This is a genomic window from Nonomuraea sp. NPDC001831 (assembly GCF_042892035.1).
In the GTDB taxonomy this organism is placed as follows: domain Bacteria; phylum Actinomycetota; class Actinomycetes; order Streptosporangiales; family Streptosporangiaceae; genus Nonomuraea.
On record NZ_JBIATU010000002.1, the window covers coordinates 1,088,264 to 1,111,561 of the forward strand.

General features: G+C 71.6%; 23 protein-coding genes. 9 read left to right on the top strand and 14 right to left on the bottom strand.

The genetic code is table 11. The annotated features are described in order from the left end of the window. Nucleotides 1-15 precede the first annotated feature (15 nt). Nucleotides 16-786 (bottom strand): DeoR/GlpR family DNA-binding transcription regulator, encoded by a 771-nt coding sequence (locus ACFYYW_RS10560; protein WP_387647196.1) that lies wholly within the window; start codon nucleotides 784-786, stop codon nucleotides 16-18. A gap of 128 nt (nucleotides 787-914) precedes the next feature. Between ACFYYW_RS10560 and ACFYYW_RS10565 the strand changes: the two genes are divergently transcribed. From ACFYYW_RS10565 to ACFYYW_RS10580, 4 genes are read left to right on the top strand one after another with little or no spacing between them, the layout of a single operon-like run. After that, the gene (locus tag ACFYYW_RS10565) at nucleotides 915-1,787 is read left to right on the top strand and encodes an SIS domain-containing protein (RefSeq protein ID WP_387647199.1); all 873 of its coding nucleotides are present in this window, start codon (nucleotides 915-917) and stop codon (nucleotides 1,785-1,787) included. Beyond that, nucleotides 1,784-2,917, top strand: coding sequence for an N-acetylglucosamine-6-phosphate deacetylase (gene nagA / locus ACFYYW_RS10570; RefSeq protein WP_387647202.1), 1,134 nt, complete (start codon nucleotides 1,784-1,786; stop codon nucleotides 2,915-2,917). Before ACFYYW_RS10565 ends, nagA begins: the two co-directional genes overlap by 4 nt. Then, nucleotides 2,917-3,819, top strand: a complete 903-nt coding sequence (locus tag ACFYYW_RS10575) for a 1-phosphofructokinase family hexose kinase (protein ID WP_387647204.1) — start codon at nucleotides 2,917-2,919, stop codon at nucleotides 3,817-3,819. Before nagA ends, ACFYYW_RS10575 begins: the two co-directional genes overlap by 1 nt. Before the next feature lie 10 nt (nucleotides 3,820-3,829). Then, nucleotides 3,830-4,654 carry a class II fructose-bisphosphate aldolase gene (locus tag ACFYYW_RS10580; RefSeq protein WP_352318705.1) on the top strand — a complete coding sequence of 275 codons (825 nt, stop codon included), beginning with the start codon at nucleotides 3,830-3,832 and terminating at the stop codon, nucleotides 4,652-4,654. On the opposite strand, the gene ACFYYW_RS10585 is transcribed toward ACFYYW_RS10580, so the two are convergent. From ACFYYW_RS10585 to guaB, 6 genes are all read right to left on the bottom strand, one after another. Then, nucleotides 4,644-5,078 (bottom strand): GNAT family N-acetyltransferase, encoded by a 435-nt coding sequence (locus ACFYYW_RS10585; protein WP_387647207.1) that lies wholly within the window; start codon nucleotides 5,076-5,078, stop codon nucleotides 4,644-4,646. The two genes, ACFYYW_RS10580 and ACFYYW_RS10585, sit on opposite strands and share 11 nt — an antisense overlap. Then, nucleotides 5,075-5,851, bottom strand: coding sequence for a phosphotransferase (locus ACFYYW_RS10590; RefSeq protein WP_387647209.1), 777 nt, complete (start codon nucleotides 5,849-5,851; stop codon nucleotides 5,075-5,077). Before ACFYYW_RS10590 ends, ACFYYW_RS10585 begins: the two co-directional genes overlap by 4 nt. Nucleotides 5,852-5,891: 40 nt before the next feature. Beyond that, entirely contained in the window at nucleotides 5,892-6,578 is a 687-nt protein-coding gene (locus ACFYYW_RS10595; protein ID WP_352318699.1) for an SDR family NAD(P)-dependent oxidoreductase, read from the bottom strand. A 1-nt stretch (nucleotide 6,579) separates the two neighbouring features. After that, the gene (locus ACFYYW_RS10600) at nucleotides 6,580-7,791 is read right to left on the bottom strand and encodes an RNA polymerase sigma factor (RefSeq protein ID WP_387647211.1); all 1,212 of its coding nucleotides are present in this window, start codon (nucleotides 7,789-7,791) and stop codon (nucleotides 6,580-6,582) included. A 192-nt stretch (nucleotides 7,792-7,983) separates the two neighbouring features. Next, complete coding sequence (locus ACFYYW_RS10605; protein ID WP_352362831.1) at nucleotides 7,984-9,105, bottom strand: GuaB3 family IMP dehydrogenase-related protein; 1,122 nt, start codon at nucleotides 9,103-9,105, stop codon at nucleotides 7,984-7,986. Nucleotides 9,106-9,109: 4 nt separating this feature from the next. Beyond that, nucleotides 9,110-10,591 (bottom strand): IMP dehydrogenase, encoded by a 1,482-nt coding sequence (gene guaB, locus ACFYYW_RS10610; protein WP_352318693.1) that lies wholly within the window; start codon nucleotides 10,589-10,591, stop codon nucleotides 9,110-9,112. Nucleotides 10,592-11,025: 434 nt separating this feature from the next. Between guaB and ACFYYW_RS10615 the strand changes: the two genes are divergently transcribed. Beyond that, the gene (locus ACFYYW_RS10615) at nucleotides 11,026-12,036 is read left to right on the top strand and encodes a LuxR C-terminal-related transcriptional regulator (protein ID WP_387647215.1); all 1,011 of its coding nucleotides are present in this window, start codon (nucleotides 11,026-11,028) and stop codon (nucleotides 12,034-12,036) included. Nucleotides 12,037-12,075: 39 nt separating this feature from the next. Beyond that, nucleotides 12,076-12,453, top strand: a complete 378-nt coding sequence (locus tag ACFYYW_RS10620; protein ID WP_090930411.1) for a DUF5319 domain-containing protein — start codon at nucleotides 12,076-12,078, stop codon at nucleotides 12,451-12,453. Between the two features lie 139 nt (nucleotides 12,454-12,592). Here the strand turns inward: ACFYYW_RS10620 and ACFYYW_RS10625 are convergent, their stop codons facing one another. The 5 genes from ACFYYW_RS10625 to ACFYYW_RS10645 all read right to left on the bottom strand — a co-directional run bounded on the left by ACFYYW_RS10625 (nucleotide 12,593) and on the right by ACFYYW_RS10645 (nucleotide 17,883). After that, nucleotides 12,593-13,228, bottom strand: a complete 636-nt coding sequence (locus ACFYYW_RS10625; RefSeq protein ID WP_090930520.1) for a sigma-70 family RNA polymerase sigma factor — start codon at nucleotides 13,226-13,228, stop codon at nucleotides 12,593-12,595. A 765-nt stretch (nucleotides 13,229-13,993) separates the two neighbouring features. Continuing rightward, nucleotides 13,994-14,683, bottom strand: coding sequence for a GNAT family N-acetyltransferase (locus tag ACFYYW_RS10630; protein ID WP_387647218.1), 690 nt, complete (start codon nucleotides 14,681-14,683; stop codon nucleotides 13,994-13,996). A 170-nt stretch (nucleotides 14,684-14,853) separates the two neighbouring features. Next, nucleotides 14,854-16,473, bottom strand: a complete 1,620-nt coding sequence (gene groL, locus ACFYYW_RS10635; RefSeq protein WP_352318685.1) for a chaperonin GroEL — start codon at nucleotides 16,471-16,473, stop codon at nucleotides 14,854-14,856. A 69-nt stretch (nucleotides 16,474-16,542) separates the two neighbouring features. After that, entirely contained in the window at nucleotides 16,543-16,857 is a 315-nt protein-coding gene (groES, locus tag ACFYYW_RS10640) for a co-chaperone GroES (protein ID WP_226899011.1), read from the bottom strand. 171 nt (nucleotides 16,858-17,028) lie between these two features. Next, the gene (locus ACFYYW_RS10645; RefSeq protein WP_387647220.1) at nucleotides 17,029-17,883 is read right to left on the bottom strand and encodes an NAD-dependent epimerase/dehydratase family protein; all 855 of its coding nucleotides are present in this window, start codon (nucleotides 17,881-17,883) and stop codon (nucleotides 17,029-17,031) included. Between the two features lie 104 nt (nucleotides 17,884-17,987). Between ACFYYW_RS10645 and ACFYYW_RS10650 the strand changes: the two genes are divergently transcribed. The 3 genes from ACFYYW_RS10650 (at nucleotide 17,988) to ACFYYW_RS10660 (ending at nucleotide 21,747) form a co-directional block, all read left to right on the top strand. After that, nucleotides 17,988-18,482 carry a MarR family transcriptional regulator gene (locus ACFYYW_RS10650; RefSeq protein WP_352318681.1) on the top strand — a complete coding sequence of 165 codons (495 nt, stop codon included), beginning with the start codon at nucleotides 17,988-17,990 and terminating at the stop codon, nucleotides 18,480-18,482. 97 nt (nucleotides 18,483-18,579) lie between these two features. Further along, nucleotides 18,580-19,743, top strand: a complete 1,164-nt coding sequence (locus tag ACFYYW_RS10655) for a methyltransferase domain-containing protein (RefSeq protein WP_387647224.1) — start codon at nucleotides 18,580-18,582, stop codon at nucleotides 19,741-19,743. Between the two features lie 258 nt (nucleotides 19,744-20,001). Further along, nucleotides 20,002-21,747 carry a hypothetical protein gene (locus tag ACFYYW_RS10660; RefSeq protein WP_387647227.1) on the top strand — a complete coding sequence of 582 codons (1,746 nt, stop codon included), beginning with the start codon at nucleotides 20,002-20,004 and terminating at the stop codon, nucleotides 21,745-21,747. 88 nt (nucleotides 21,748-21,835) lie between these two features. Here the strand turns inward: ACFYYW_RS10660 and tsaD are convergent, their stop codons facing one another. Together tsaD and rimI are read right to left on the bottom strand one after the other, a co-directional pair. Next, a complete protein-coding gene (tsaD, locus tag ACFYYW_RS10665) occupies nucleotides 21,836-22,867 on the bottom strand; it encodes a tRNA (adenosine(37)-N6)-threonylcarbamoyltransferase complex transferase subunit TsaD (protein ID WP_352318676.1) in 1,032 nt (343 codons plus the stop codon). Then, nucleotides 22,860-23,291, bottom strand: coding sequence for a ribosomal protein S18-alanine N-acetyltransferase (gene rimI, locus ACFYYW_RS10670; protein ID WP_352318789.1), 432 nt, complete (start codon nucleotides 23,289-23,291; stop codon nucleotides 22,860-22,862). Before rimI ends, tsaD begins: the two co-directional genes overlap by 8 nt. Between the last annotated feature and the right edge of the window lie 7 nt (nucleotides 23,292-23,298).

Here is a 23,298-nt window from a genome sequence, read left to right on the forward strand (position 1 = left end):
TAACGCAGGGACGGCTCAGGCGCGTACGACCTTGACGCCCGCGTCGGTGAGCCGGCCGGTGAGCTCGTCGGACAGCCGCTCGTCGGTGACCAGCGTGTCGATCTGCTCGATCGGGCAGATGCGGGAGAAGGCCCGCCGGCCCACCTTGGAGGAGTCGGCCACCACCACGACCTGGGCGGCCCGGCTGATCAGCAGGTTGTTCACGCTGGCCTCGCCCTCGTGGTGGGCCGAGGCGCCCAGCTCGACGTCGATCGCGTCGACGCCGAGGAAGGCCACGTCGAGGGTGACCTGTTCGAGCACGCCCGAGGCCAGCGGCCCGATCAGCTCGTACGACTGCTGCCTGGCCACCCCGCCGGTGACCACGATCTTGACGTGCTGCCGCACGGTCAGCTCGGCGGCGATGTTCAGGGCGTTGGTGACGATCGTGAACCCGCTCTCCAGCGTAGACAGCGTGGCGAGGGTGCGGGCCAGCTCGGAGGTCGTGGTGCCGCCGTTGAGCCCGACCACGGCGCCCGGGCTCACCAGGTCGGCCGCCGCGGCCGCTATGCGGTGCTTCTCGTCGGCGTGCCTGGCCGTCTTGTAGCGCAGCGGCAGGTCGTAGCTGACGCTCTGGGCGACGGCTCCCCCCCGCGTGCGCATGAGCATCTGCTGCTGGGCGAGCTGGTCGAAGTCACGCCGGATCGTGGCAGTGGAGACGTCGAGGGCCTGGGCGGCGTCCTCCACCGACAGCCTGCCCTCCTGGGCGAGCAGCTCCAGGATGGCGTTCCAGCGATCGTAGCGGGACACGAAGCCTCCAATGAGATCCGGACGGGATCAAGCGTGGCACAGGCAGGCAGGTGGGAGCGACCACTGCACAAAACTGCGCTTTTACTGTATAAAAAAGGCAGAAACAAACACCAACGGGGAGGAACGCGGTGACCACCCATACCGAAGCCGAGATCGAGTCCCAGCCGTCCTGCTGGCGCCGCGCGGTGGCCGACGTGCCCGCGGGCGCGCTGCCCGAGCCAGGCGAGCGGGTGGCCGTCGTCGGCTGCGGCACGTCGTGGTTCATCGCGATGGCCTACGCCACGCTGCGCGAGCGGGCCGGCCTGGGCGAGACCGACGCGTTCGCCGCCTCCGAGGCGCCGGTCGGCCGCTCCTACGACAGGGTGCTCGCGCTGACCCGCTCCGGCACCACCACCGAGGTGCTGGAGCTGCTGTCCAGGACGAACGCCCGCACGACGGCCATCACCGCCGACCCGAAGACGCCGATCATGACGGCCGCCGACGAGGTCATCGTGCTCGACTACGCCGACGAGACGTCCGTCGTGCAGACCCGCTTCGCCACCACCCAGCTCGCCATGCTCCGCGCCAGCCTCGGCGAGGACCTGACCGGCGCGATCGCCGACGCCGAGCGGGCCCTGGCCGAGCCGCTGCCCGCCGCGCTCGTCGAGGCCGAGCAGTTCAGCTTCCTCGGCAGCGGCTGGTCGGTCGGCCTGGCCCAGGAGGCCGCGCTGAAGATGCGCGAGGCGTCCCGGTCGTGGACGGAGGCGTACCCGGCGATGGAGTACCGGCACGGCCCGATCAGCATCGCGGGGCCCGGCCGCGTCACGTGGATGCTCGGCACCGCCCCGGAGGGCCTGCGCGAGCAGGTCGAGGCGACCGGCGGCACGTTCTTCGACAGCGGCCTCGACCCCATGGCCGAGCTGGTACGCGCCCAGCGGGTGGCGGTCGCGCGGGCCTTCGCCCGCGGGCTGAACCCCGACGAGCCCATGCACCTCACGCGATCTGTGATCCTTTCTTCATGAGCCTTACTCTCGCCGACGCCCGGATCGTGACCCCCGAAGGGGTGCACGAAGGGTGGCTGACCATCGAAGACGGCCGTATCACGCATGTCGGCCACGGATCGGCCCCCAGCCCCGGCCTGAGCCTCGGGGGGCGGCACGTCGTCCCCGGGTTCGTCGACATCCACAACCACGGCGGCGCGGGCGGGTCGTTCCCCACCGGCGACCAGGACAGGGCCCGCGACGCCGTGGCCCTGCACCGGCGGCACGGCACCACCACGATGATGGCCAGCCTGGTCACCGACGCGCTCGACGAGCTGTCCAGGGCCGCCTCCTCGCTGGCCGAGCTGTGCGAGGAGGGGCTGCTGGCGGGCATCCACTTCGAGGGGCCGTACATCGCCAAGGCCCGCTGCGGCGCGCACAACCCCGCCCTGCTGCGCGAGCCGTCGCCGCAGGAGCTGTCGGCGCTGGTCAAGGCCGCGCGCGGGCACGCGCGCATGGTCACCGTCGCCGCCGAGCTGCCCGGCGGCCTCGACACGATCCGCACGGCCGTCGGCGAGGGCCTGATCGCGGCGCTCGGCCACAGCGACGCCGACTACGACCAGGCCATCGCCGCCATCGAGGCGGGCGCCACCGTCGCCACCCACCTCTACAACGCGATGCCGCAGCTCGGCCACCGCGCGCCCGGCCCGATCGCCGCCCTGCTGGAGGACGAGCGCGTCACGGTCGAGCTGGTCAACGACGGCGTCCACGTGCACGCGGCGATGTTGCGCCTGGCCTACGAGGTCGCCGGTCCCGGCCGGACGGTGCTGATCACCGACGCGATGGCGGCCACGGGCCTCGGCGACGGCGACTACGTGCTCGGCCCCATGCGGGTGCGCGTGACCGACGGCGTGGCCAGGCTGGTCGAGGGCGGCTCGATCGCGGGCTCCACCCTCACCATGGACGCCGCCTTCCGCCGCGGCGTGCGCGAGCTGGGCATGTCCCTGCCGGACGCCGTCCAGGTGGCCTCGCTCACCCCCGCCAGGGTGCTCGGCCTGGCCGAGGAGATCGGTTCGATCGCCGTCGGCAAGGCGGCCGACCTGGTGGTGCTCTCCGGCGGGCTGGAGGTCGACGGCGTGATGAAGAACGGCGACTGGATCACGGAGCCCTGATGATCATCACCGTGACGCTCAACGCCGCGCTCGACGTGACCTACGAGGTCCCGTCCGTCGCCTGGGACGGCGTCAACCGGATCGGCGCCGTCCACCGGCGGGCCGGCGGCAAGGGCGTCAACGTGGCCCGCGTGCTGGCCGCCCTCGGCCAGGACGTCCTGGTCACGGGGCTGGCGGGCGGGCCCACGGGTCGCGCGATCGAGCGCGACCTGCGAGCCGCGGGGCTGCCCGCCGCGCTGACCGGCATCGCCGCCGAGTCCCGCACCACGCTGGTGGTCTCCGAGCCGGGCGCGGCCACGCTGTTCAACGAGCCCGGTCCCGAGGTGACGGCGGCCGAGCTGGCCGCGTTCGTGGAGCGGTACACCTCGCTGCTGGCCGGCGCCGACGCGGTGGTGGTCTCCGGCAGCCTGCCGCGCGGCGTCCCCGCCGACTTCTACGCGATGCTGGCCGCCGTCGCCGCCCGCGCGGGCGTGCCGGCCGTCGTCGACGCCGACGGCGACCCCCTGCGGCACGCGCCGGAGGGCCGTCCTGCCGTCGTCAAGCCCAACGCCGAGGAGCTGGCCAGGGCGGTTCCCGGCGGCACCCCCGAGGAGGGCGCCCAGGCGCTGCGCGAGCGTGGGGCCGAGGCCGTGGTCGTCTCCATGGGCGCCGACGGGCTGCTCGCGGTGACGGGCGAGGGCACCTTCCGGGCGCGGATGCCCTACACCGTGCGGGGAAACCCGACCGGGGCCGGCGACTCGCTGGTCGCGGGGCTGGCGCTGGGCCTGGTCGAGGGCTCCCCGTGGCCCGACCGGCTGCGGCGGGCCGCGGCGCTGGGCGCGGCCGCCGTGGCCGCGCCGGTCGCCGGCGACTTCGACGGCGAGGTCTACGCCGACATACACCCCCAGATCGTCATCACGTAAGGAGCTCGTCATGGCCCTCGCCGGAATCGGCGACATCGTCCGGCAGTCCCCCGCAGGGGTGGGCGCGTTCAACGTGATCCAGTTGGAGCACGCCACCGCGATCGTGGCCGGCGCCGAGGCGCTCGGCCTGCCGGTCGTGCTGCAGATCAGCGAGAACTGCGTGCGCTACCACGGCGCGCTCGAACCCGTCGCGCTGGCCGCGCTGGCCGTCGCGCGCCGCGCGGAGGTGCCGGTCGCGGTCCACCTCGACCACGCCACCGACCGCGCGCTGGTGGAGGAGGCGGTCGCGCTGGGCCTCGGCTCGGTGATGTACGACGCCTCCGCCCTGCCCGACGAGGAGAACGTGGCGGCCACGGCCGAGGTGGCGGCCTGGTGCCACGAGCGCGGCGTCTGGGTGGAGGCCGAGCTCGGCGAGGTCGGCGGCAAGGACGGCGTGCACGCGCCCGGCGCCCGCACCAAGCCGCACGAGGCCGTCGACTACGTCGCCAGGACCGGCGTCGACGCGCTCGCCGTGGCCGTCGGCACCTCGCACGCCATGACCACCAAGGACGCCGTGCTCGACCTGGAGCTCATCGCCGAGCTGCGGGCGGCGGTGCCGGTGCCGCTGGTGCTGCACGGCTCGTCCGGCGTGCCCGACGACGTGCTGCGCGAGGCGGTGGCCAGCGGCATGAAGAAGATCAACATCGCCACCCACCTGAACAAGGCGTTCACCCGGGCCGTACGCGACTACCTGGCCCACGACGAGCGGGTGGTCGACTCCCGCAAGTACCTCAACGCCGGCCGCGACGCCGTGGCCCGCGAGGTGAGTCACCTGCTGGGCGTGCTCACCGGCTGAGCTCCTTGCGCATCACCACGGCCGACCGGCCGTCGAGGTCGGCCCGGCCGATCTCGGCGTAGCCGAGCGAGGTGTAAAGCGCGATGTTGGAGGCCATCCTGACGTTGGTGTAGAGGCGCAGGGCGGGCAGGCCGAGCCGGGCGGCCTCCCGCTCGGCGTAGGCCAGCAGCCCCCGGCCGATGCCCCTGCCGTGCAGGTCGGGCCGCACCGCCACGTTGTCCACCAGCAGCGTGCCCTCCTCGGGGATGAGCACGACCAGCCCTTCCAGGCCGTCGGTGACGTGCACCCGGCCGGCGGCGATGAGGGCCGCGTAGTCGGCCTCCATGGGCAGCGGCCGGGTGCCGATGATCTCGGCCCATGGCTGGTAGGCGTCATGGACGAGTTGCTCGACGGCGGCCCTGTCGGCCTCCTGCGCCAGTCTCATGCCCCCAATGATCGCAGCACCCTGTCGACCTGACGATCGAAGGTGCCGGGCGGATTGCGCGGGCCGTCGTGCGAGAGCAGGAACAGCCAGATCAGGCTCTGCAGCCTGCGGCAGTCGCGCAGCCGGCGCGCCTGCGGCCCGCTCAGCTCGAACCGGTCGGCGATCTCCACCTCGCCGTCCACCCACATCGAGACGTGCTCGGCCAGCTCGGCCAGCTCGAAGGCCAGGTCGCTGCGCCCGGAGTCCTCGAAGTCGACGATGCGCACGCGTGTGCCGTCCCACAGGAAGTTCGCCAGGTTGCCGTCGCCCGCCCCGAACACCGGCCGGACGCCCGACTCCCCCGGACGCCAGCCCGCCAGCCAGCGCAGGCCCTCCCTGACCGCGTGGTCGGCCCGCGGGCCGCGCGGCCGCCAGGCGCCCAGCCATTCCCTGACCTGCCCCGCGACCGCCTCGGCCTGCCAAGGGCGCACCGGGACGGCCGCCAGCACGCCCGGCGGGACGGCCTCGTACAACTCGGTGAGCGCCGCGGCCATGGCGGCCAGGGGCGTCTGCCCGGCGGCCAGGCCGCGCAGGGGCACGCCGTCGATCCTGGTCATGCGGACGACGCCGTCCTCGAAGGCGATCGGCCACGGGGACAGGCCCGGGGCGTGCTCGGCCAGCAGGGTGAGCGCCCGCCACTCGCGCTCGGCCGCGCCCGCCTTGCCGTCGACGTAGCGCTTGGTGACGACGTCGCCGTCGATGTCGAGGACGTGGGTGTGCACGAGATCGGCCATGCTACGGCAGGATACGGCCTGCCTCAGAAGCTCGCGCCCGTCACCACGGCAACGGCTCGCCGTCGCGGAAGAAGCCGCCGGCCGGCCCGTCGTCGGGCAGGTCCGCCGCCCACAACACGCTCCGCGCGCCCTCGGCGACCGGCCGCCCGCCGGGGCCGCCCATGTCGGTCGCCACCCATCCCGGGCAGACGGCGTTGACCAGGATGCCGTCCCCGCGCAGCTCGGCCGCGAGCATCCTGGTCAGCGCGTTCAGCGCCGTCTTCGACACCGTGTACGCGGGCGTGCCGCCGCCCATCGAGGCCAGCGAGCCGATCTCGCTGGAGACGTTGACGATCCGGCCGTGCGCGCTGCCGCGCAACAGGGGCAGCAGCGCGAGCGTGACCCGCCAGGCGCCCAGCAGGTTCGTCTCCAGCGCCTCCGACACCACGCCCAGGTCCGCGTCGCTGGCCCGCTGCCAGGTGTCGTAATGGATGGCGGCGTTGTTGACCAGTACGTCGACCCGCCCGTGGGTCTTCTCCAGCTCCCGCGCCAGGTCGGCCGCCGACCGCTCGTCGGCGACGTCGAGCCGCCGCGCCAGCACCTCGCCGCCGATGCCGGCCGCCGCCTCGGCGGCCTTGCGCTCGTCCCTGGCGGTCAGCACCACCGTGTCGCCCGCCGCCGCGAGCTGCCTGGCCACCTCCAGCCCGATCCCCCGGTTGGCCCCCGTGACCACGCACACCCGGTCCATCTCACGTCCCCCTCAACGTCGCGCGCCTGCGGCGCAGGAACTCCCGCTCGACCTCGTTGCCCGCACGGGCGATGGCCTCGCCGTACGCCCGCGCCGCCTCCTCGTCGCGTCCCAGCCGTCGCAGCAGGTCGGCCCGTACGGCGTGGAACAGGTAATAGCCTGTCATCTCCAGCCCCTCCACCAGCGCAAGCCCCGCCTCGGCGCCCTCCGCCTCGGCCACCGCCACCGCCCGGTGCAACGCCACGACCGGCCCCGGCGTGTACGCCAGCAGCAGGTCGTAGAGCTGGACGATCTGCCGCCAGTCGGTCTCCCCCGCGCTCGCCGCGTCGCCGTGCACGGCGTTGATCGCGGCCTGCACCTGGTAGGGCCCCGGCCGCCCCCACCGCAGGCAGCGCCGGACGATCGCCTGCCCCTCCTCGACCAGCGCGCGGTCCCACAGGGCGCGGTCCTGCTCGGGCAGCGGCACCAGTTCGCCGCCGTCCCCGGTGCGCGCCGCCCGGCGCGACCCAACCAGCAGCATCAGCGCCAGCAGGCCCCACACCTCGGGCTCGTCCGGCATCAGCTCGGCGAGCAGGCGGCCGAGCCGGACGGCCTCCGCGCACAGGTCCTCGCGCACCAGCCGCTCGCCCGAGCTGGCCGTGTAGCCCTCGTTGAAGATCAGATAGATCACCGCCAGCACCGCGCGCAGCCGGTCGGGCAGGTCCGCCGCCGCCGGCACCCGGTACGGGATCCCCGCCTGCCGGATCCTGCTCTTGGCCCGGACCAGCCGCTGGGCCATGGTCGCCTCGGGCACCAGGAACGCGTGCGCGATCTCGGCCGTGGTCAGCCCGCCGAGCAGCCGCAACGTGAGCGCCACCCGCGCGTGCGGGGCGAGCGCCGGATGGCAGCAGGTGAAGATCAGGCGCAGCCGCTCGTCCCGTACGGGCCCCTCCTCGACGGGCTCGTCCCGGGCGTGCAGCAGCGCCGCCTGCACGTACTTGTCGTGGCGGCCCGACTCCCTGCGCAGCCGGTCGACGGCCCGGTTCCTGGCGGTCGTGATGATCCAGCCGGCCGGGCTCGGCGGCGGGCCGGCCTGCGGCCACTGCCGCAGCGCGATCGCGAACGCCTCCTGCACCGCCTCCTCGGCGACGTCGATGTCACCGAACACGCGGACGAGCACCGCCACCGCCCGGCCGTACTCCTCCCGGAAGGCCCGTTCGACCTCATCGGACATCCTGCAACCACCTCGCCGGCACGTGCGTCACCCTTGCATGTCCTACACGAACGGCGGTGTCCCGATTCGACACGGCGAGCCGGCAGAACCCCCGGAAAGCACTCGGTTCCGGCGGGCCGGTGAGCCCCGGAAAGCAGCCGGCTCCCGGAGGCCGCAACCCCCGGGAGCCGTCGCAGACGTCGGTCGGCCGCCTCAGCGCTGGATCGGCGCGACCACGACCTCGACCCGCTGGAACTCCTTGATGTCGGAGTAGCCGGTGGAGGCCATCGTGCGCTTGAGCGCGCCCATCAGGTTCATCGAGCCGTCGGCCACGCTGGAGGGGCCGTGCAGGATCTGCTCCAGCGTCCCGACCGTGCCGAACTCCACGCGACGGCCGCGCGGCAGGTCGGGGTGGTGGGCCTCGGAGCCCCAGTGGAAGCCGTGGCCGGGGGCCTCGGACGCCCTGGCCAGCGGCGAGCCCACCATGACGGCGTCGGCCCCGCACGCGATGGCCTTGGCGATGTCGCCCGAGGTGCCCATGCCGCCGTCGGCGATCACGTGCACGTACCGGCCGCCGGACTCGTCCATGTAGTCGCGGCGCGCCGCGGCCACGTCGGAGATCGCGGTGGCCATCGGCACGGCCACGCCCAGCACGTTGCGGGTGGTGTGCGAGGCGCCGCCGCCGAAGCCGACCAGCACGCCCGCCGCGCCCGTGCGCATCAGGTGCAGCGCCGCGGTGTAGGTGGCGCAGCCGCCGACGATGACCGGCACGTCGAGCTCGTAGATGAACTGCTTGAGGTTGAGCGGCTCGGCGCGGCCCGAGACGTGCTCGGCCGAGACGGTGGTGCCGCGGATGACGAAGATGTCCACGCCGGCGTCGATCACGGCCTTGTGGTACTGGACCGTGCGCTGCGGCGACAGGCGGACGGCCGTCGTCACCCCGGACGCCCGGATCTCCTCGATCCGGCGCCCGATCAGCTCCTCCTTGATCGGCGCGTCGTAGATCTCCTGGAGCCGCCGGGTCGCGGCCGCGGCGTCGAGGGCGGCGCACTCCTCCAGCAGCGGGGACGGGTCTTCGTAGCGCGTCCAGAGCCCTTCGAGGTCGAGGGGGGCCAGGCCGCCGAGCCGGCCGATCTCGATCGCGGTGGCGGGCGAGACCACGCTGTCCATGGGGGCGACGACGACGGGCAGCTCGAACCGGTAGGCGTCGATCTGCCAGGCGATCGACACCTCCTCCGGGTCACGGGTGCGTCGCGAGGGCACGAGCCCGATCTCGTCGAGCGCGTACGCCCTCCGCCCGGTCTTGCCCCGGCCGATCTCCACCTGCTGAGTCATGAACTTACCTTCTGTGATAGTTCGGAGCTTCCACGGTCATCTGGATGTCGTGGGGGTGGCTCTCCTTGAGGCCCGCTGCCGTGATCGGCATGAGCTCGCAGTCGGTGTGCATCTGCTCGATCGTGCGGCAGCCGGCGTACCACATGCCCTGGCGCAGCCCGCCGATGAGCTGGTGGGCGACGGCCGCGACCGGCCCGCGGTAGGGCACCTGGCCCTCGATGCCCTCGGGGATGTACTTGTCGTCGCCGCCGACGTCGGCCTGGGCGTAGCGGTCCTTGCTGAAGGAGGTGCCGCCGCGCTCGCGGTTGCGCACCGCGCCGAGCGACCCCATGCCCCGGTACGACTTGAACTGCTTGCCGTTGATGAAGATCAGCTCGCCCGGCGACTCCTCGCAGCCGGCGAGCAGCGAGCCCAGCATGACCGTGTCGGCGCCGGCCGCGATGGCCTTGACGATGTCGCCCGAGTACTGGAGGCCGCCGTCGCCGATCACCGGCACCCCGGCCGGGGCGCACGCCTTGGACGCCTCGTGGATGGCCGTGACCTGCGGCGCGCCCACGCCGGCCACCACGCGGGTGGTGCAGATGGAGCCGGGGCCGACGCCGACCTTGACCGCGTCGGCGCCCGCGTCGACCAGCATCTGGGCGCCCGCCCTGGTCGCGATGTTGCCGCCGATGACCTGGACCTTGCTGTTGGCCTTGAGCTTGGCGATCATGTCGGCCAGGCCCTTGGAGTGACCGTGGGCCACGTCGACGACGACGACGTCGACCCCGGCCTCGATCAGCGCCTTGGCCCGCAGCTCCGCGTCGCCGCCGACGCCCACCGCCGCGCCCACCAGCAGGCGGCCGTCGGCGTCCTTGGTGGACAGCGGGTACTGCTCGCTCTTGGTGAAGTCCTTGACCGTGATCAGGCCGCGCAGCCTGCCGTCGGGGTCGACGAGCGGCAGCTTCTCGATCTTGTTCTGCCGCAGCAGCGCGAACGCGTCGTCGCGGGAGACCCCCACCGGCGCGGTGACCAGCGGCATCTTGGTCATGACCTCGCGCACGGGCCGGGTCTGGTCGGTCTCGAAGCGCATGTCGCGGTTGGTCACGATGCCGACCAGCGTGCCCGCCACGTCCGTCACCGGCACGCCGGAGATCCGGTACGTCGCGCACAGCCGCTCGACGTCGGCCAGCGTGTCGTCGGGGCTGCAGGTCACCGGGTTGGTCACCATGCCGGCCTCGGACCGCTTGACCAGATCGACCTGCTGGGCCTGCTCCTCGACCGACAGGTTGCGGTGGAGGATGCCGATGCCGCCCTGACGGGCCATGGCGACCGCCATGCGGGCCTCGGTGACGGTGTCCATGGCCGCGGAGATGAGCGGGATGGACAGCGTGATGTCCCGTGACAGACGGGATCTGGTGTCGGCCTCACCTGGTTGGAGATCGGAGTAGCCGGGCACCAGCAGCACGTCGTCGAAGGTCAAACCCATCTCGGTGAACTTGGACATGCCTCGGCCCCCTCCTGACCTCTGCGCTGATTGACCTAAGTCTAGGGCCTGCCTCCAAAACGCAACGAAGCCGGGAGCACGACGGCCCCACGCCCCGTCGTGCGCCCGGCCTCGCCGTCCGGAACGCGCAAAGTGCAGGGGGATGGGACGGTCGGTGATCCGTCCCATCCCCGGCCACCGGCACCCAGGCCTGGCGGCGTGTTCACGCCACCGAACCCCCCTCCGCGTCCTGATGGCGGCTGCCGCAAGGCCCCGCTTCAGGGTGCCGACGCTAGGTAAAGCCTGCGTCACTCAACGGCACGACGCAATGTGAAAACGTGCAATTGCACGAAGTTGCACGTTCCGCCGACGATTCCGCGGCAAGCCCCGGACACGCAGGCGGTACGGGGTTATCCTCGCGGCACGCCCGTGTCCCCCCGACGGAGCCGCCCATAATGCGTAATCAGCCCAGGCGCGTTGCAGAGCCCTTCGAGACGCTGGGCATCGACCCGGCGCAGACCGCCCTCTACACGGCGCTGCTACGCCTGCACAGGGCCACGCGCACCGACCTCGCCCAGGCCATGGACGGCCCCGTCGAGAAGGTCGGCCGCCAGCTCGACGACCTGGTCAGGCTGGGGGTGGTCGACGAGCAGTCCGGCGAGTACCTGGCCAGGCACCCGGCCGCGGCGCTCGGCCGGGTCATCGCCGAGCGGCTCGACCGGCTGGCCGAGGAGAGCCGCCGGATCGACTCCGCGCTCGGCTCCATCCGCGGCCTGATCCACGACTACGACGCCGGCCGCGATTATCAGAGCGGCACATTCCCGGTGGAGATGGTGAACGGCGCGGACGTCCTCTACGAGAGCGTCGTCGGCATAGCCGTGCAATCGCCGCCCATGGAGTTGTTGACCGCAATCCCGGACGAGCGCACAATGGCAGATTTTGTTCGTAAATTTGCGGACCCATGGATTGATGCGCAAAAACGGCAACTTCTTACCGTTCAGGCGATCATTCCGGTCTCCACGCTGAGCCTGCCGGGCGTACGCGAGCAGCTCACCCGGCTCCTCGACACCGGCGGCAAGGTACGCACGCTCGACCGGGTGCCGAGCTGGTTCATGACGGCCGGGCCCGAGGTCGCCGGCCTGCCCGCGCTGTGGGGCGGCAACCTGCCCGACCACGCCTACAACTTCTACCTGGTGCGCACGCCGATCGTCGTCGGCATGCTGCGCTCGCTGTTCCAGGAGCTCTGGGGCCGCGCCGTGCCGCTGCCCTGGGGGCGCAGGGGCGACGGCATGGTCCAGGTGCTCCGCCTGGCCGCGCAGGGCGTGTGCGACGACTCCATCGCCCGCCAGCTCGGCGTCTCGGTCCGCACGGTGCGCGCGAGGTTCGCCGACGCCATGGCCGAGCTGGGCGCGCAGTCGCGCTTCCACGCCGGTGTGGAGGCCGCCAGACGGGGATGGCTCAGCTAATACTCTCCGCCGGGGCCGCTTCGGTCATATGGTGGGAAGGTGCTGGAAGACGTCCCCCGCGACCCGTTCGCGGACGACCCGAACGACCCGTCCTCGGCGATGGGCGCTCTCGACGACGCCGAGCCACTCACCGCGGCCGAGCGCGACGAGGCCATCACCGACCTGGCAGACGTCGAGGTCTTTCGCTCCCTGCTCGAACCGCAGGGGGTGCTGGGCCTCGTGCTCGACTGTCCCGAGTGCGGCGAGCAGCACTTCTTCGACTGGGAGCTGCTGCGCGGCAACCTTCGCCAGATGATCGAGAAAGGCCAGCCCCAGGTGCACGAGCCAGCCTTCCACCCCGACCCCGCCGACTACGTCAGCTGGGAGTACGCCCGAGGCTACGTCGACGGCGTCATCGACACGGAGGAGCGCCGCTGATCGACTTCCTCCGAGACATCGTCCAGTAGCGCGCCCAGCAACCGCACCGCAGGGTCGGACGAATCCCGCGCCCGGCCCCGCGCGACCGCGTCGAGCAGCTCGTCGGTCTGGAGAAGCGCATGGAACTCGTCCTCCGGCGTCAAGCCGACTCCAGCTCGGCCATCTGCCGCAACCTGGCCAGCGCCCGATGCTGGGCTACGCGGACCGCACCTGGTGACATACCGAGTACATTACCGGTCTCCTCGGCCGACAGCCCCGACACCACCCGCAACAGCAGCAACTCGCGCTGGTTGTCGGGCAGCCTGGCCAGCAGCCTGCGCGCGTGCTCGACCTCGATGTAGCGGACCACCGTCTCCTCGGGCCCGGGGCCGTCGTCGGGCCCGTCGGGCAGATCCTGGGTGGGCACGGCCGAGCGCACCGAACTGCGCAGCGCGTCGGCCACCTTGTGCGAGGCGATCCCGAACACGAAGGACGCGAAAGGCCGCCCCATGTCCCGGTATCGCGGCAGCGCGGACAACACCGCGATGCACACCTCCTGGGCTACGTCATCGGCAATGTGATATTGCCCTGAAACCCTGCCCAGCCTGGCGCGGCAATACCGCACCACCATGGGACGCAACTCCCCGAGCAGGGATTCGATCGCACTGCGATCTCCCTGCACGGCGAGGCTCGTCAGTTCCCTAAGGTCGGAGTCATCCGTCCGTGCCGGAAGTCTCGACGCGAGCCTTACCCCAATTTTGGCGTCGGCGACGCTTCCCTCGCTCACGATAGGCATGATGCCCGCACTGATCCGGCCTGTCCCCCTGGCGAACGGCTACGGATTGGTCACATTGAAGCGACGATAACTAGCAGTAATCGACTGACCACACTAAGCCTGATGAGCTGACATAATGTTTCACTCGATAAGCCGAAATGCACGACAATTGCCAGACCCCGACGCTTAACCCGCACCGCCGGTTTACTCCAATAATCCACCTCTTCCCCCATTTTTCCCCGCCCCCACCCCCTTCCACCCCACAAGCCCCACCCACATTTCCAAGCCCCCAAAACCCATCAGTCCCCCCACCGGCCCCGCCCTGCCAGCCGACACCCCGATGAGGGGACTTCCGGGAGGACCTGGGAACGCGCACAGAGAAGCGGCCCGGCAGCGCCGCTAGAGCACCCCATGGTGGTCGGGCCGCGACGCCGAGAGCATGCACGACGCACATCTTGGGCGCTCCCGAACCTGGCATCAGGGGACCCGAGATGGGCGGCGCCACGAGTTCAGCGGTCGCCACCGACATGCCCTTACATGGGCGATCCGGTCAGCCCACAGCAACGCGGCTCAACGGCCTGCCACCTCAGGAACGTCCCCAAAGGCGCCGAATTGTCAGCCCACACTCGCGACCAGCTCGACGCCGTGGCCGCCGAGCTGAACGCCAGCCCCCCGCAAGACGCTCAACAGAGACACCCCGGCAGAGGTGGCTCGCCGAGCCCCTGGCACAACCACCTCGACCCCGACCCCGCTCTCCGACCCGGGAGGCGAGGCTGTGAGGGATGCTCAGGAGGCCAGATCCGCGGCCAGGCAAGCATGAAGGTGTTCATCATGAAGCCGGCCGTCCCCGAACCTCTTCGCTGATCGCATCACGCCTTCCAGCACGAACCCCGACTTCTGCGCCACCCGGCACGAGGCGTGATTCTCGACGGCATGCGTGAGGACGATCCGGGCGAGCTGCAGCGTGGTCATCGCCCATGTCGTGACTGCCTGGACGGATGCGGTGGCGGCGCCTCGGCCGCGCGCCCACGGCGCGATCCGGTATCCGATCCGGGCCTGGGCGTTCTCCAGGTCCAGCCCGTGCAACGCAATGTTGCCGACGTAACGCCCGGACTCGGCGTCGAGGATCGAGAACGTGGCGTGCGTTCCGTCTGACCAGTCGGCGCCCTTGAGGCAGTCCGCAACGGCTCCGGCCTCGTCCTCGATGCGGCAGCGGGGGTTCCAGAGAAGCACGTCCGGGTCCCTGGCAAGGCGCAGGACCTCCGGAGCGTCCGCCGTACTGGGCGGCCGGAGGACGAACTGCGCTGTGGACAGCTCGACCGACGCGGGCGGAAACGGTGGCATATCCCGAAAGGATGCCATGAAGATCGCCGAAAGCGCCCGTGCTTGGACATCCTTCGAGCGACCTGGTCGGCATCCGAAGACACCGAAAGTGCACACCATCGCCGGGCCGGCCGCCGACCAGGCCGAATCCACCAGGCCAGGGACGGGCCATGGAAAGCCGACGGCCCGCACCGGCGAGACCGGGGACGGGCTATGGAAGCCGACGGCCCGCACCGAGGAAACCAGGACGGTCCATGGAAAGCCGACGGCCCGCGCCGGAGGGAACCGGGGCGGGCCGTACGGGCGCGGGGGAAACAGGCGGGTCAGTGGCCGTGACCGTGGCCGTGGCCCTGGCCGGCGGCCGGAGCCTCCTCCTCGGGCTTGTCCACCACGAGCGCCTCGGTCGTCAGGAGCATGCCCGCGATCGAAGCCGCGTTCTGCACCGCGGACCGGGTCACCTTGACGGGGTCGATGACACCCTGGGCGATCAGGTCGACGTACTCGCCGGTGGCGGCGTTGAGGCCCTGGCCGGCGGGCAGCTCGGCGACCTTGTGGGTCACCACGTAGCCCTCCAGGCCGGCGTTCTCGGCGATCCAGCGGGCCGGCTCGACCAGCGCGCGGCGCACGACGCCGACACCGGTGGCCTCGTCGCCGGTCAGGCCGAGGTCGTCGAGCTCCTTGCCCACGTGGATGAGGGCCGAGCCACCGCCGGAGACGATGCCCTCCTCGATCGCGGCGCGAGTCGCGGAGATCGCGTCCTCGAGGCGGTGCTTCTTCTCCTTCAGCTCCACCTCGGTGGCGGCGCCGACGCGCAGCACGCACACACCGCCGGCGAGCTTGGCCAGGCGCTCCTGCAGCTTCTCGCGGTCCCAGTCGGAGTCGGACTGCTCGATGGCAATCTTGATCTCCTTGACGCGGTCCTCGATCGCCTGCTGGTCGCCGGCGCCGTCGACGATGGTCGTGGCGTCCTTGGTGACGACGACGCGGCGGGCCGTGCCGAGCACCTCGAGACCGACGTGCTCCAGCTTGAGGCCGACCTCTTCGCTGACGACCTGGCCGCCGGTGAGGATCGCCATGTCCTGGAGCATCGCCTTGCGGCGGTCGCCGAAGCCCGGGGCCTTGACGGCCACGGAGGTGAAGGTGCCGCGGATCTTGTTGGTGACCAGGACGGCCAGGGCCTCGCCCTCGACGTCCTCGGCGACCACGAGCAGCGGCTTCTTGGTCTGGGCGACCTTCTCCAGCAGCGGCAGGAAGTCGGCGATGGAGGAGATCTTGCCCTGGGTGAGCAGGATGTACGCGTCCTCCAGGACGGACTCCATGCGCTCGGGGTCGGTCACCATGTAGGCCGACAGGTAGCCCTTGTCGAACTGCATGCCCTCGGTGAACTCGAGCTCCATGCCCATGGCGTTGGACTCTTCGACGGTGAGGACACCGTCCTTGCCCACCTTGTCGAACGCTTCGGCGATCAGCTCGCCGATCTTGGCGTCCTGGGCGGAGATGGTGGCGACGTTGGCGATCTCCTTCTTGTCGCCCACCTCGCGCGCGCTGGCCAGCAGCCGGTCGCTGATCTCCTTGGCGGCCTTGTCGATGCCACGCTTGAGCGACAGCGGCGAGGCGCCGGCGGCCACGTTGCGCAGGCCCTCGCGGACCATGGCCTGGGCCAGCACGGTGGCGGTGGTGGTGCCGTCGCCCGCGATGTCGTTGGTCTTGGTGGCAACTTCCTTGGCGAGCTGGGCGCCGAGGTTCTCGTAGCGCTCCTCCAGCTCGATCTCACGAGCGATGGTCACACCGTCGTTCGTGATCGTCGGCGCACCGAACTTCTTGTCGATGACGACGTTACGGCCACGCGGGCCGAGGGTTACCTTCACGGCGTCCGCGAGGGCGTTGACACCGCGCTCAAGCGCGCGACGGGCGTCCTCGTCGAACTGCAGGATCTTCGCCATGCTGAAAGTCCTCTCCTGGCGTCGAAAGCCCCGGGCCCTCAAGAGCGCCCGGGGCTCGACACAACCGGCTTACTTCTCGATGATCGCGAGAACGTCGCGGGCGGAGAGCACGAGGTACTCCTCGCCGCCGTACTTGACCTCGGTGCCGCCGTACTTGCTGTAGAGGACGACGTCGCCCTCGGAGACGTCGAGCGGAATACGCTTGTCGCCGTCCTCATCCCAGTTGCCGGGGCCCACCGCGAGGACCTTGCCCTCCTGCGGCTTCTCCTTGGCGGTGTCCGGGATGACCAGACCGGAAGCGGTGGTCTGCTCTGCCTCAAGCGGCTGAACCACGATGCGGTCGCCGAGCGGCTTAACGGGAACCTTGGTGGCGGTCGTCACGATCGGACCTCCCCTTCAGATTTGAATGATCTAGAAGAGGCGACCAGCGGGGCCTGCCGTCGCGGGTGTCAGACCTGCCTCGTCGCACGTTGGCACTCTCAAGGTGAGAGTGCCAACAGGAAACATATGCAAGAGGGCCTTGACAGTCAACACGAACGCGTCTGCTCACAGCGATCAGACGTAGGAACCCTCGGTCAGATCGGCGACGACGCCGGGCCGGGAGGGGTTCCAGCCGAGTTCGGCGCGCGTGCGTGTCGCGCTGATGCGCTGGCCGAGCGCCAGGGCCTCGGCGAAGCCGGCCCCCAGCACCTGGGCCGCCTCGGCCTGCGGCCAGGGCTCGGCCTGCGGCTTGACGCCCGCGGACCTGGCCGCCGCCTCGGCCACCTCGGCGACCGGCACGGCCTCCTCGCTGATGCCGTGGTAGACGCGGGCGCCGCCCCTCTCCAGGACGGCCACGACAAGGTCGGCCAGGTCGTCGACGTGCACGAACGTCCAGGTGTGCGGCTCGCCGCCATCGGTGACGTAGACGCCGGCGCCGCGCTCGGCGGCCTGCGCGCGCATCATGGCGGGAATGCCGCCGCCGCGCCCGTGGACGACGGCGGGCCGGATCACCGAGCCGCCGCCGTCGATGACCAGCTGCTCGATCTCGTGCCGGTACGCCACGAGCGGAATCGGGTCGGCCGGGCTTTCCTCGTGCCCGTCGGCGGTGGCGCCCAGCACCCACACGCCGCTGGTGAAGACGACCTTCCGGCCCGACGCGGCGAGCACGCCGATCGCGGCGAGGTCGGCCTCCTTGTCGCCGCCGAGCTGGGCGGCGACCACGATGGCGTCGATGTCCGGGGTGATCGCGGCGGCCAGCCCCGCGACGTCGGTCAGATCGCCGTGACGCTCGTCCGCCACGCCCGGCACGCGCCGCGACCCGTCGGCGGCGGGCCGCACCAGGACGGCCACCTCGTGCCCCTGCTCGGCCAGCCGCTCGACCACCGCGCCGCCGATGTACCCCGTCGCGCCCAGCACCAGCACCTTCATGATGAACCTACCTCGAAAACTTCTACGTTGAACATTTCGACGTCGTGGACAGTATCGCACGATGCCGAACATTTCAACATCGAAGCTTTGGTAGGGTGATCCCCGTGGATGACGCGGTGGACGTGATTCTCGGACAGTGGGCGCGGACACGGCCCGACGTCGACGTGTCCCCGATGGGCGTGATCGGCCGGGTCTCGCGCGCCTCGCGCCTGCTGGAGCGCGGCGTGAAGGACTTCCTGGCCGAGCACGGGCTGGAGGCGTGGGAGTTCGACATGCTGGCCACGCTGCTGCGCAGCGGCGCCGACGCCATGTGCATGAAGGACCTGTCCGCCTCGGCCATGGTCAGCCCCGGCGCGCTCACCAACCGGATGGACCACCTGGTCCGGCGCGGCCTGGTCCACCGCTGGCCGGCGCCGAACAACCGGCGCATGACGCTGGTCGCCCTCACCGACGAGGGCAGGAGGGTCGCCGACGAGATGCTCGTCCTGCACGCCGCCAACGAGGAGCGGCTGCTCGCCGGGCTGTCCGGGGGCGAGCGCGAGGCCCTGGCCGGGCTGCTGCGCAGCCTGCTGGTCTCCCTCGGCGACACCTCCCTGTGAGCCATCCCGAGTCGTGAGTGGCCCCGGATCACGAGCGGTCCGAATCGCGAGCGGCCCCTGGTTGTGAGCGACCCTGAGTTGTGAGCGGAGTGCGTACATGGATCTCGACGCCTTCGGCGAGCTGCTGACCCCGCGCGGGCAGCGGGCGCTCGCCGAGGCCGCGGAGCTGGCCGGGACCGATCCGGTCGCGGCGGCGACCAGGCTGCGCCGCACCTACGACGCGGCGCTCACCTCCGCCGCGCTGACGCAGGCGGCGCTGCGCGAGCGCGCCGCGGCGAAGTTCGGCGCGGACGCCGCGGTCATGTACTTCACCCCGCACGGCCTGGAGCAGTCCACCCGCCGGGAGGTCGCCGACCACCGCGCCCGGCGCATGGGCGCCGGGCGGGTGATCGACGCCTGCTGCGGGGTCGGCGGCGACCTCCTGGCGCTCGCCCGCGCCGGCTGTGAGGTCGACGCCGTCGACCTCGACCCGCTGACCGTCGCCGTGGCGAGCGCCAACGCCGACGCGCTCGGGCTGGCCGACCGGGTGCGGGTTCGGGTGGGCGACGCCGCGCTGGTCCGGCCCGAGGAGTACGACGCGCTGTTCGCCGACCCGGCCCGGCGCAGCGGCAAGGGCCGCACGTTCGACCCCATGGCCTACTCGCCGCCCTGGCCGGTCGTGCTCGACCTGGTCGCGCGGGCGCCGCGGGCCTGCCTCAAGGTCGCCCCCGGCATCCCGTACGAGTTCATCCCCGAGGGCGCGGAGGCCGAATGGGTCTCCTACAAGGGCGAGGTCAAGGAGGCCACCCTCTGGACCGGCCCCCAGGTCGGCCCCGTCCGGCGCGCCACCCTGCTGCCCGGCGGCCACACGCTGGCCGCCACCGGGGTCCAGGCGCCGGTCGGCCCGATGGGCCGCTACGTCTACGAGCCCGACGGCGCCGCGATCCGGGCCCACCTCGTGGGCGAGGTGGCCGAGCTGATCGGCGGACGCCTGCCCGACCCCATGATCGCCTACATCACCGCCGACGAGCCCAGCCACACCCCCTGGGCCTCCGGGTACGAAGTGGACGAGGTCATGCCGTTCTCGCTGAAAAGGCTGCGCGCCGCTCTCCGCGAACGCCGGATCGGAAATGTCACCATCAAGAAACGCGCGTCGGCGATCGACATCGAACGCCTGCGCGCCGATCTCCGGCTTTCCGGCGAGAACGCCGTCGTCATTATCCTGACCCGCATTCTCGATAAGCCTTCAGTTATCATCTGTAACCCCCTCCCACCTGCCTGAACAATCCAAAGCGGGCATTCTTCCGCTAAATACGATCTTTCACTTCGACGCCGCCTGACCTTGATCGAAAGGCTAAGGTGGACGGGCGGGAGTTCTCCCCCTTATGCGGTAACCCGCGTACTCGCCCTTTCATCTGCAAACCGGACCTATCCCACCGCTGCGCGGCAGACCGTCGGCGAGCGAAGGAGCCTTTCGGTGGACCATTCCAACCACACCACCCTTCTTCAGGCAGGCGGCCAGTCCGCCATCTCCGAGAGGATGCGAGACCTCCTCGCGCGCGCCGCCCAGGACCATGTCTACGAGCAGCGCACCCAGGGAGCCGTGCTCGACGAGATCCGCCAGCGTCTTGAAGGCATGGAGTGGCTGCTGCGCGAGGTGCGCGAACGCGAGCTCGGCGGCCTGAGCGGCACCCTTGAGGCGGTGAGCGGGCGGCTCGACGACATCACCGCCAAGCCGCCGATGTGGGCGGAGGGCCTGGCCCAGCACGTCGAGGCCGTGCGCGACCACGTCGACGCCGTCGGGGAGAAGATCGGCCACGTCGACGCCCGGGTCGCGCCGGTGGCCGAGCTGCCGAGCCTGTGGGCGGACCTGGGCACCGTGGGCGAGGCGGTCGACGAGGCGCTCAAACGCCTGCAGTCGGTGCTCGACACCACCGACGGCATCACCCAGAACATGTCCGGCTTCGCCGCCAAGCTGACGCAGCTCAACTCCAGCATGGAGGCCGCGGCCAGCCGCTTCACCCGGCTCGACAAGTCGGTGGCCGACCTGTCGGGCCGCGCCGAGCGGGTCGAGAGCGTGGTCGGCGAGCTGGCCGAGAGCGTCGCGGCCACGTCGCAGCAGGTCGCCGTCAAGATCGACGCGGCCGAGCAGCGCCTGACCGGCCGCCTCGACGACACCGACCTGCACATCGCCGCCCGCCTCGACGAGGCCGACAAACGCCTGGCCGGCCGCCTCGACGAGACCGACGAGCGGTTGACCCGGCGCCTGAACGAACGGCTCGACCGCGCCGACGAGCGCCTGGCCGCCAAGCTCGACGAGGGCGACCAGCGGCTCACGGTCCGGCTGGCCGACGTCGAGCAGCGCCTCACCGCCCGCCTCGACGAGGCCGACCAGCACCTCGCCGTCCAGCTCGGGGAGAGCGAGCTGCGGCTCAGCGGGCGGCTCGACGGCGTCGACTCCCGGCTCGACCGGGTCGAGGGCCGGCTCATGGGGCTCGACACCCGGCTCACCGGGTTCGACAGCCGGCTGGAGTCGGCCGACGAGTGCCTGGCCGACATCGACACCAGGCTCGACGGCGTCGACGGCCGCATCAGCGGCGTCGACAAGCGCCTCACCTCGGTCGACGGCCAGCTCGGCGGCCTCGGCAAGCGCATGGGCGCCATCGACGGCCACCTCGTCCGCCACGACGACCGCTTCGACGCCCTCGACGGCCGCCTGAGCGCGCTCGACGACCGCGCCTCGGCCACCGACCAGCGCCTGGCCGAGACCGCCGTGCGCAGCGAGGGCCGCTTCAACAAGCTCGACAACCAGATGGAGTCGATCGACGAGCGGCTGGTCGAGGCGGAGGAGCACCTGATCACCCGGTTCGACACCCTCGACGGCCAGTTCAGCGGGCTCGACAGCCGCTTCAACGGCCTCGACACCCACCTCAACGGCCTGGCCGCCCGCGCCGATCAGGCCGGCGAGCACCTGGAGTCGGTCGACGACCGCATCGAGGCCATGAACCAGCACGTCAGCCAGCTCCCGGCCGCCCTGGCCATCCCCGAGCGGGTCGGCGAGCTCATCGAGTCGCAGGCCGGCGCGCAGGCCGACCGCCTGTCGGCCGCCGCCGACGCGCTGACCGAGCTGGTGCGCTCCCGGCCCGACCGCGACGAGCTGAGCGAGACGGTCAGCGGCATCGTGCAGCCGGCCACCGACGACCTCACCAAGCGGCTGGCCGCGCTGGAGGAGACCATGCTGGCGCTGGCCGAGGCCCTTCTCCGGCCCACCAGGACCAAAGACTGACCCACCAGGACCCAAGACTGACCCGCCCGGCGGTGGGGCACGCCCCGCGCCTCACCGCCGGCCGCAGGCCGCCGGTCCCGCCGGGGGCTCAGACGTGGACCGTCGTGATCGGCAGCGACGAGTCCGCCGGGATCTCCAGCGTCGAGGGGGTGACCCCCGCCGCCACCAGGTCGGAGCCCAGGGCGGCGACCATGGCCCCGTTGTCGGTGCACAACCCCGGCCGGGGCACCCGCAGCCGCACGCCCGCCGCGTCGCAGCGCTCCTGGGCCAGCGCCCGCAGCCGCGAGTTGGCCGCCACGCCGCCGCCGATCAGCAGGTCGTGCACGTCGTACTTCTTGCACGCCTGCAACGCCTTGCGGGTCAGCACGTCGACCACGGCCTCCTGGAAGGAGGCGGCCACGTCGGGCACGTGGATCGACTGCCCGGACGCCTCGCGCGCCTCGACCCAGCGGGCGACGGCGGTCTTGAGCCCGGAGAAGGAGAAGTCGAGCGTGCCGTCGTCGATCTTGCCGCGGGGGAAGGTCACGGCCGTGCCGGAGCCCTCGCGGGCGGCCCGGTCGATGTGCGGGCCGCCGGGGAAGGGCAGCCCGAGCACCCGGGCCACCTTGTCGAACGCCTCGCCGGCCGCGTCGTCGACGGTCGAGCCGAGCGAGATGACGTCTTCGGCCACGTCGGGCACCAGCAGCAGCGAGGAGTGGCCGCCGGAGACCAGCATGGCGATGCACGGCTTGGGCAGCGGCCCGTGTTCGAGCTGGTCGACGGCCACGTGGGCGGCCAGGTGGTTGACGCCGTAGAGCGGCACGCCCAGCCCCAGCGCGTACGACTTGGCGGCGGCCACGCCCACCAGCAGCGCCCCGGCCAGGCCCGGCCCGGCGGTGACGGCGATGGCGTCGATGTCGGAGAACTTGAGCCCCGCCTCGGCCAGCGCCGCCTCGACCGTGGGCGTCATGGCCTCCAGGTGGGCGCGGGAGGCGACCTCGGGCACCACGCCGCCGTATCTGGCGTGCTCGTCCATGCTGGAGGCGATGGTGTTGGCGAGGAGCGTGTGGCCTCTGACGATGCCGATGCCGGTCTCGTCGCACGACGTCTCGATGCCCAGGACCAGGGGTGCGTCAGCCATCCAGCTTCCTTCTCATCATGATCGCGTCGGTGCCGTCGTCGTAGTAGCGGCGGCGGGTGCCGATCTCCTCGAACTCGAAATGCCGGTAGACGGCCTGGGCGCGCGGGTTGTCGGCGCGTACCTCCAGGAAGATCTCGCGCGCGCCCCTGCGCCGCGCCTCGGCCAGCAGCTCGGTCAGCATCGCGCTGCCGATGCCGGTGCCCTGGTGCTTCTCCAGCACGGCGATGGTCTGCACGTCGGCCTGGTCGGCCGCGACCGCGATGCCGCTGTAGCCGACGATCTCGTCGTCGGCCAGGGCCACCACGTAGTGGCGCGAACGCGGCATGTCGGCCAGCTCGCCGCGCATCATGCCCTCGCTCCACGCGTCGAGCGGGAACGTGGCCCGCTCGATCGCCATGACCGCGGGCAGGTCGGCCTCGGTCATCGGCCGC

Bases quoted from the DNA above. Each gene is read 5' to 3' on its own strand.
- guaB (WP_352318693.1), bottom strand. From the start codon at position 10,591: ATGTCCAAGTTCACCGAGATGGGTTTGACCTTCGACGACGTGCTGCTG.
- ACFYYW_RS10625 (WP_090930520.1), bottom strand. From the start codon at position 13,228: ATGCCTATCGTGAGCGAGGGAAGCGTCGCCGACGCCAAAATTGGGGTA.
- ACFYYW_RS10580 (WP_352318705.1), top strand. From the start codon at position 3,830: ATGGCCCTCGCCGGAATCGGCGACATCGTCCGGCAGTCCCCCGCAGGG.
- ACFYYW_RS10575 (WP_387647204.1), top strand. From the start codon at position 2,917: ATGATCATCACCGTGACGCTCAACGCCGCGCTCGACGTGACCTACGAG.
- ACFYYW_RS10615 (WP_387647215.1), top strand. From the start codon at position 11,026: ATGCGTAATCAGCCCAGGCGCGTTGCAGAGCCCTTCGAGACGCTGGGC.
- tsaD (WP_352318676.1), bottom strand. From the start codon at position 22,867: ATGGCTGACGCACCCCTGGTCCTGGGCATCGAGACGTCGTGCGACGAG.
- ACFYYW_RS10585 (WP_387647207.1), bottom strand. From the start codon at position 5,078: ATGAGACTGGCGCAGGAGGCCGACAGGGCCGCCGTCGAGCAACTCGTC.
- rimI (WP_352318789.1), bottom strand. From the start codon at position 23,291: ATGACCGAGGCCGACCTGCCCGCGGTCATGGCGATCGAGCGGGCCACG.
- ACFYYW_RS10590 (WP_387647209.1), bottom strand. From the start codon at position 5,851: ATGGCCGATCTCGTGCACACCCACGTCCTCGACATCGACGGCGACGTC.
- groL (WP_352318685.1), bottom strand. From the start codon at position 16,473: ATGGCGAAGATCCTGCAGTTCGACGAGGACGCCCGTCGCGCGCTTGAG.
- nagA (WP_387647202.1), top strand. From the start codon at position 1,784: ATGAGCCTTACTCTCGCCGACGCCCGGATCGTGACCCCCGAAGGGGTG.
- ACFYYW_RS10660 (WP_387647227.1), top strand. From the start codon at position 20,002: ATGCGAGACCTCCTCGCGCGCGCCGCCCAGGACCATGTCTACGAGCAG.
- ACFYYW_RS10600 (WP_387647211.1), bottom strand. From the start codon at position 7,791: ATGTCCGATGAGGTCGAACGGGCCTTCCGGGAGGAGTACGGCCGGGCG.
- ACFYYW_RS10645 (WP_387647220.1), bottom strand. From the start codon at position 17,883: ATGAAGGTGCTGGTGCTGGGCGCGACGGGGTACATCGGCGGCGCGGTG.
- ACFYYW_RS10605 (WP_352362831.1), bottom strand. From the start codon at position 9,105: ATGACTCAGCAGGTGGAGATCGGCCGGGGCAAGACCGGGCGGAGGGCG.
- ACFYYW_RS10595 (WP_352318699.1), bottom strand. From the start codon at position 6,578: ATGGACCGGGTGTGCGTGGTCACGGGGGCCAACCGGGGGATCGGGCTG.
- ACFYYW_RS10655 (WP_387647224.1), top strand. From the start codon at position 18,580: ATGGATCTCGACGCCTTCGGCGAGCTGCTGACCCCGCGCGGGCAGCGG.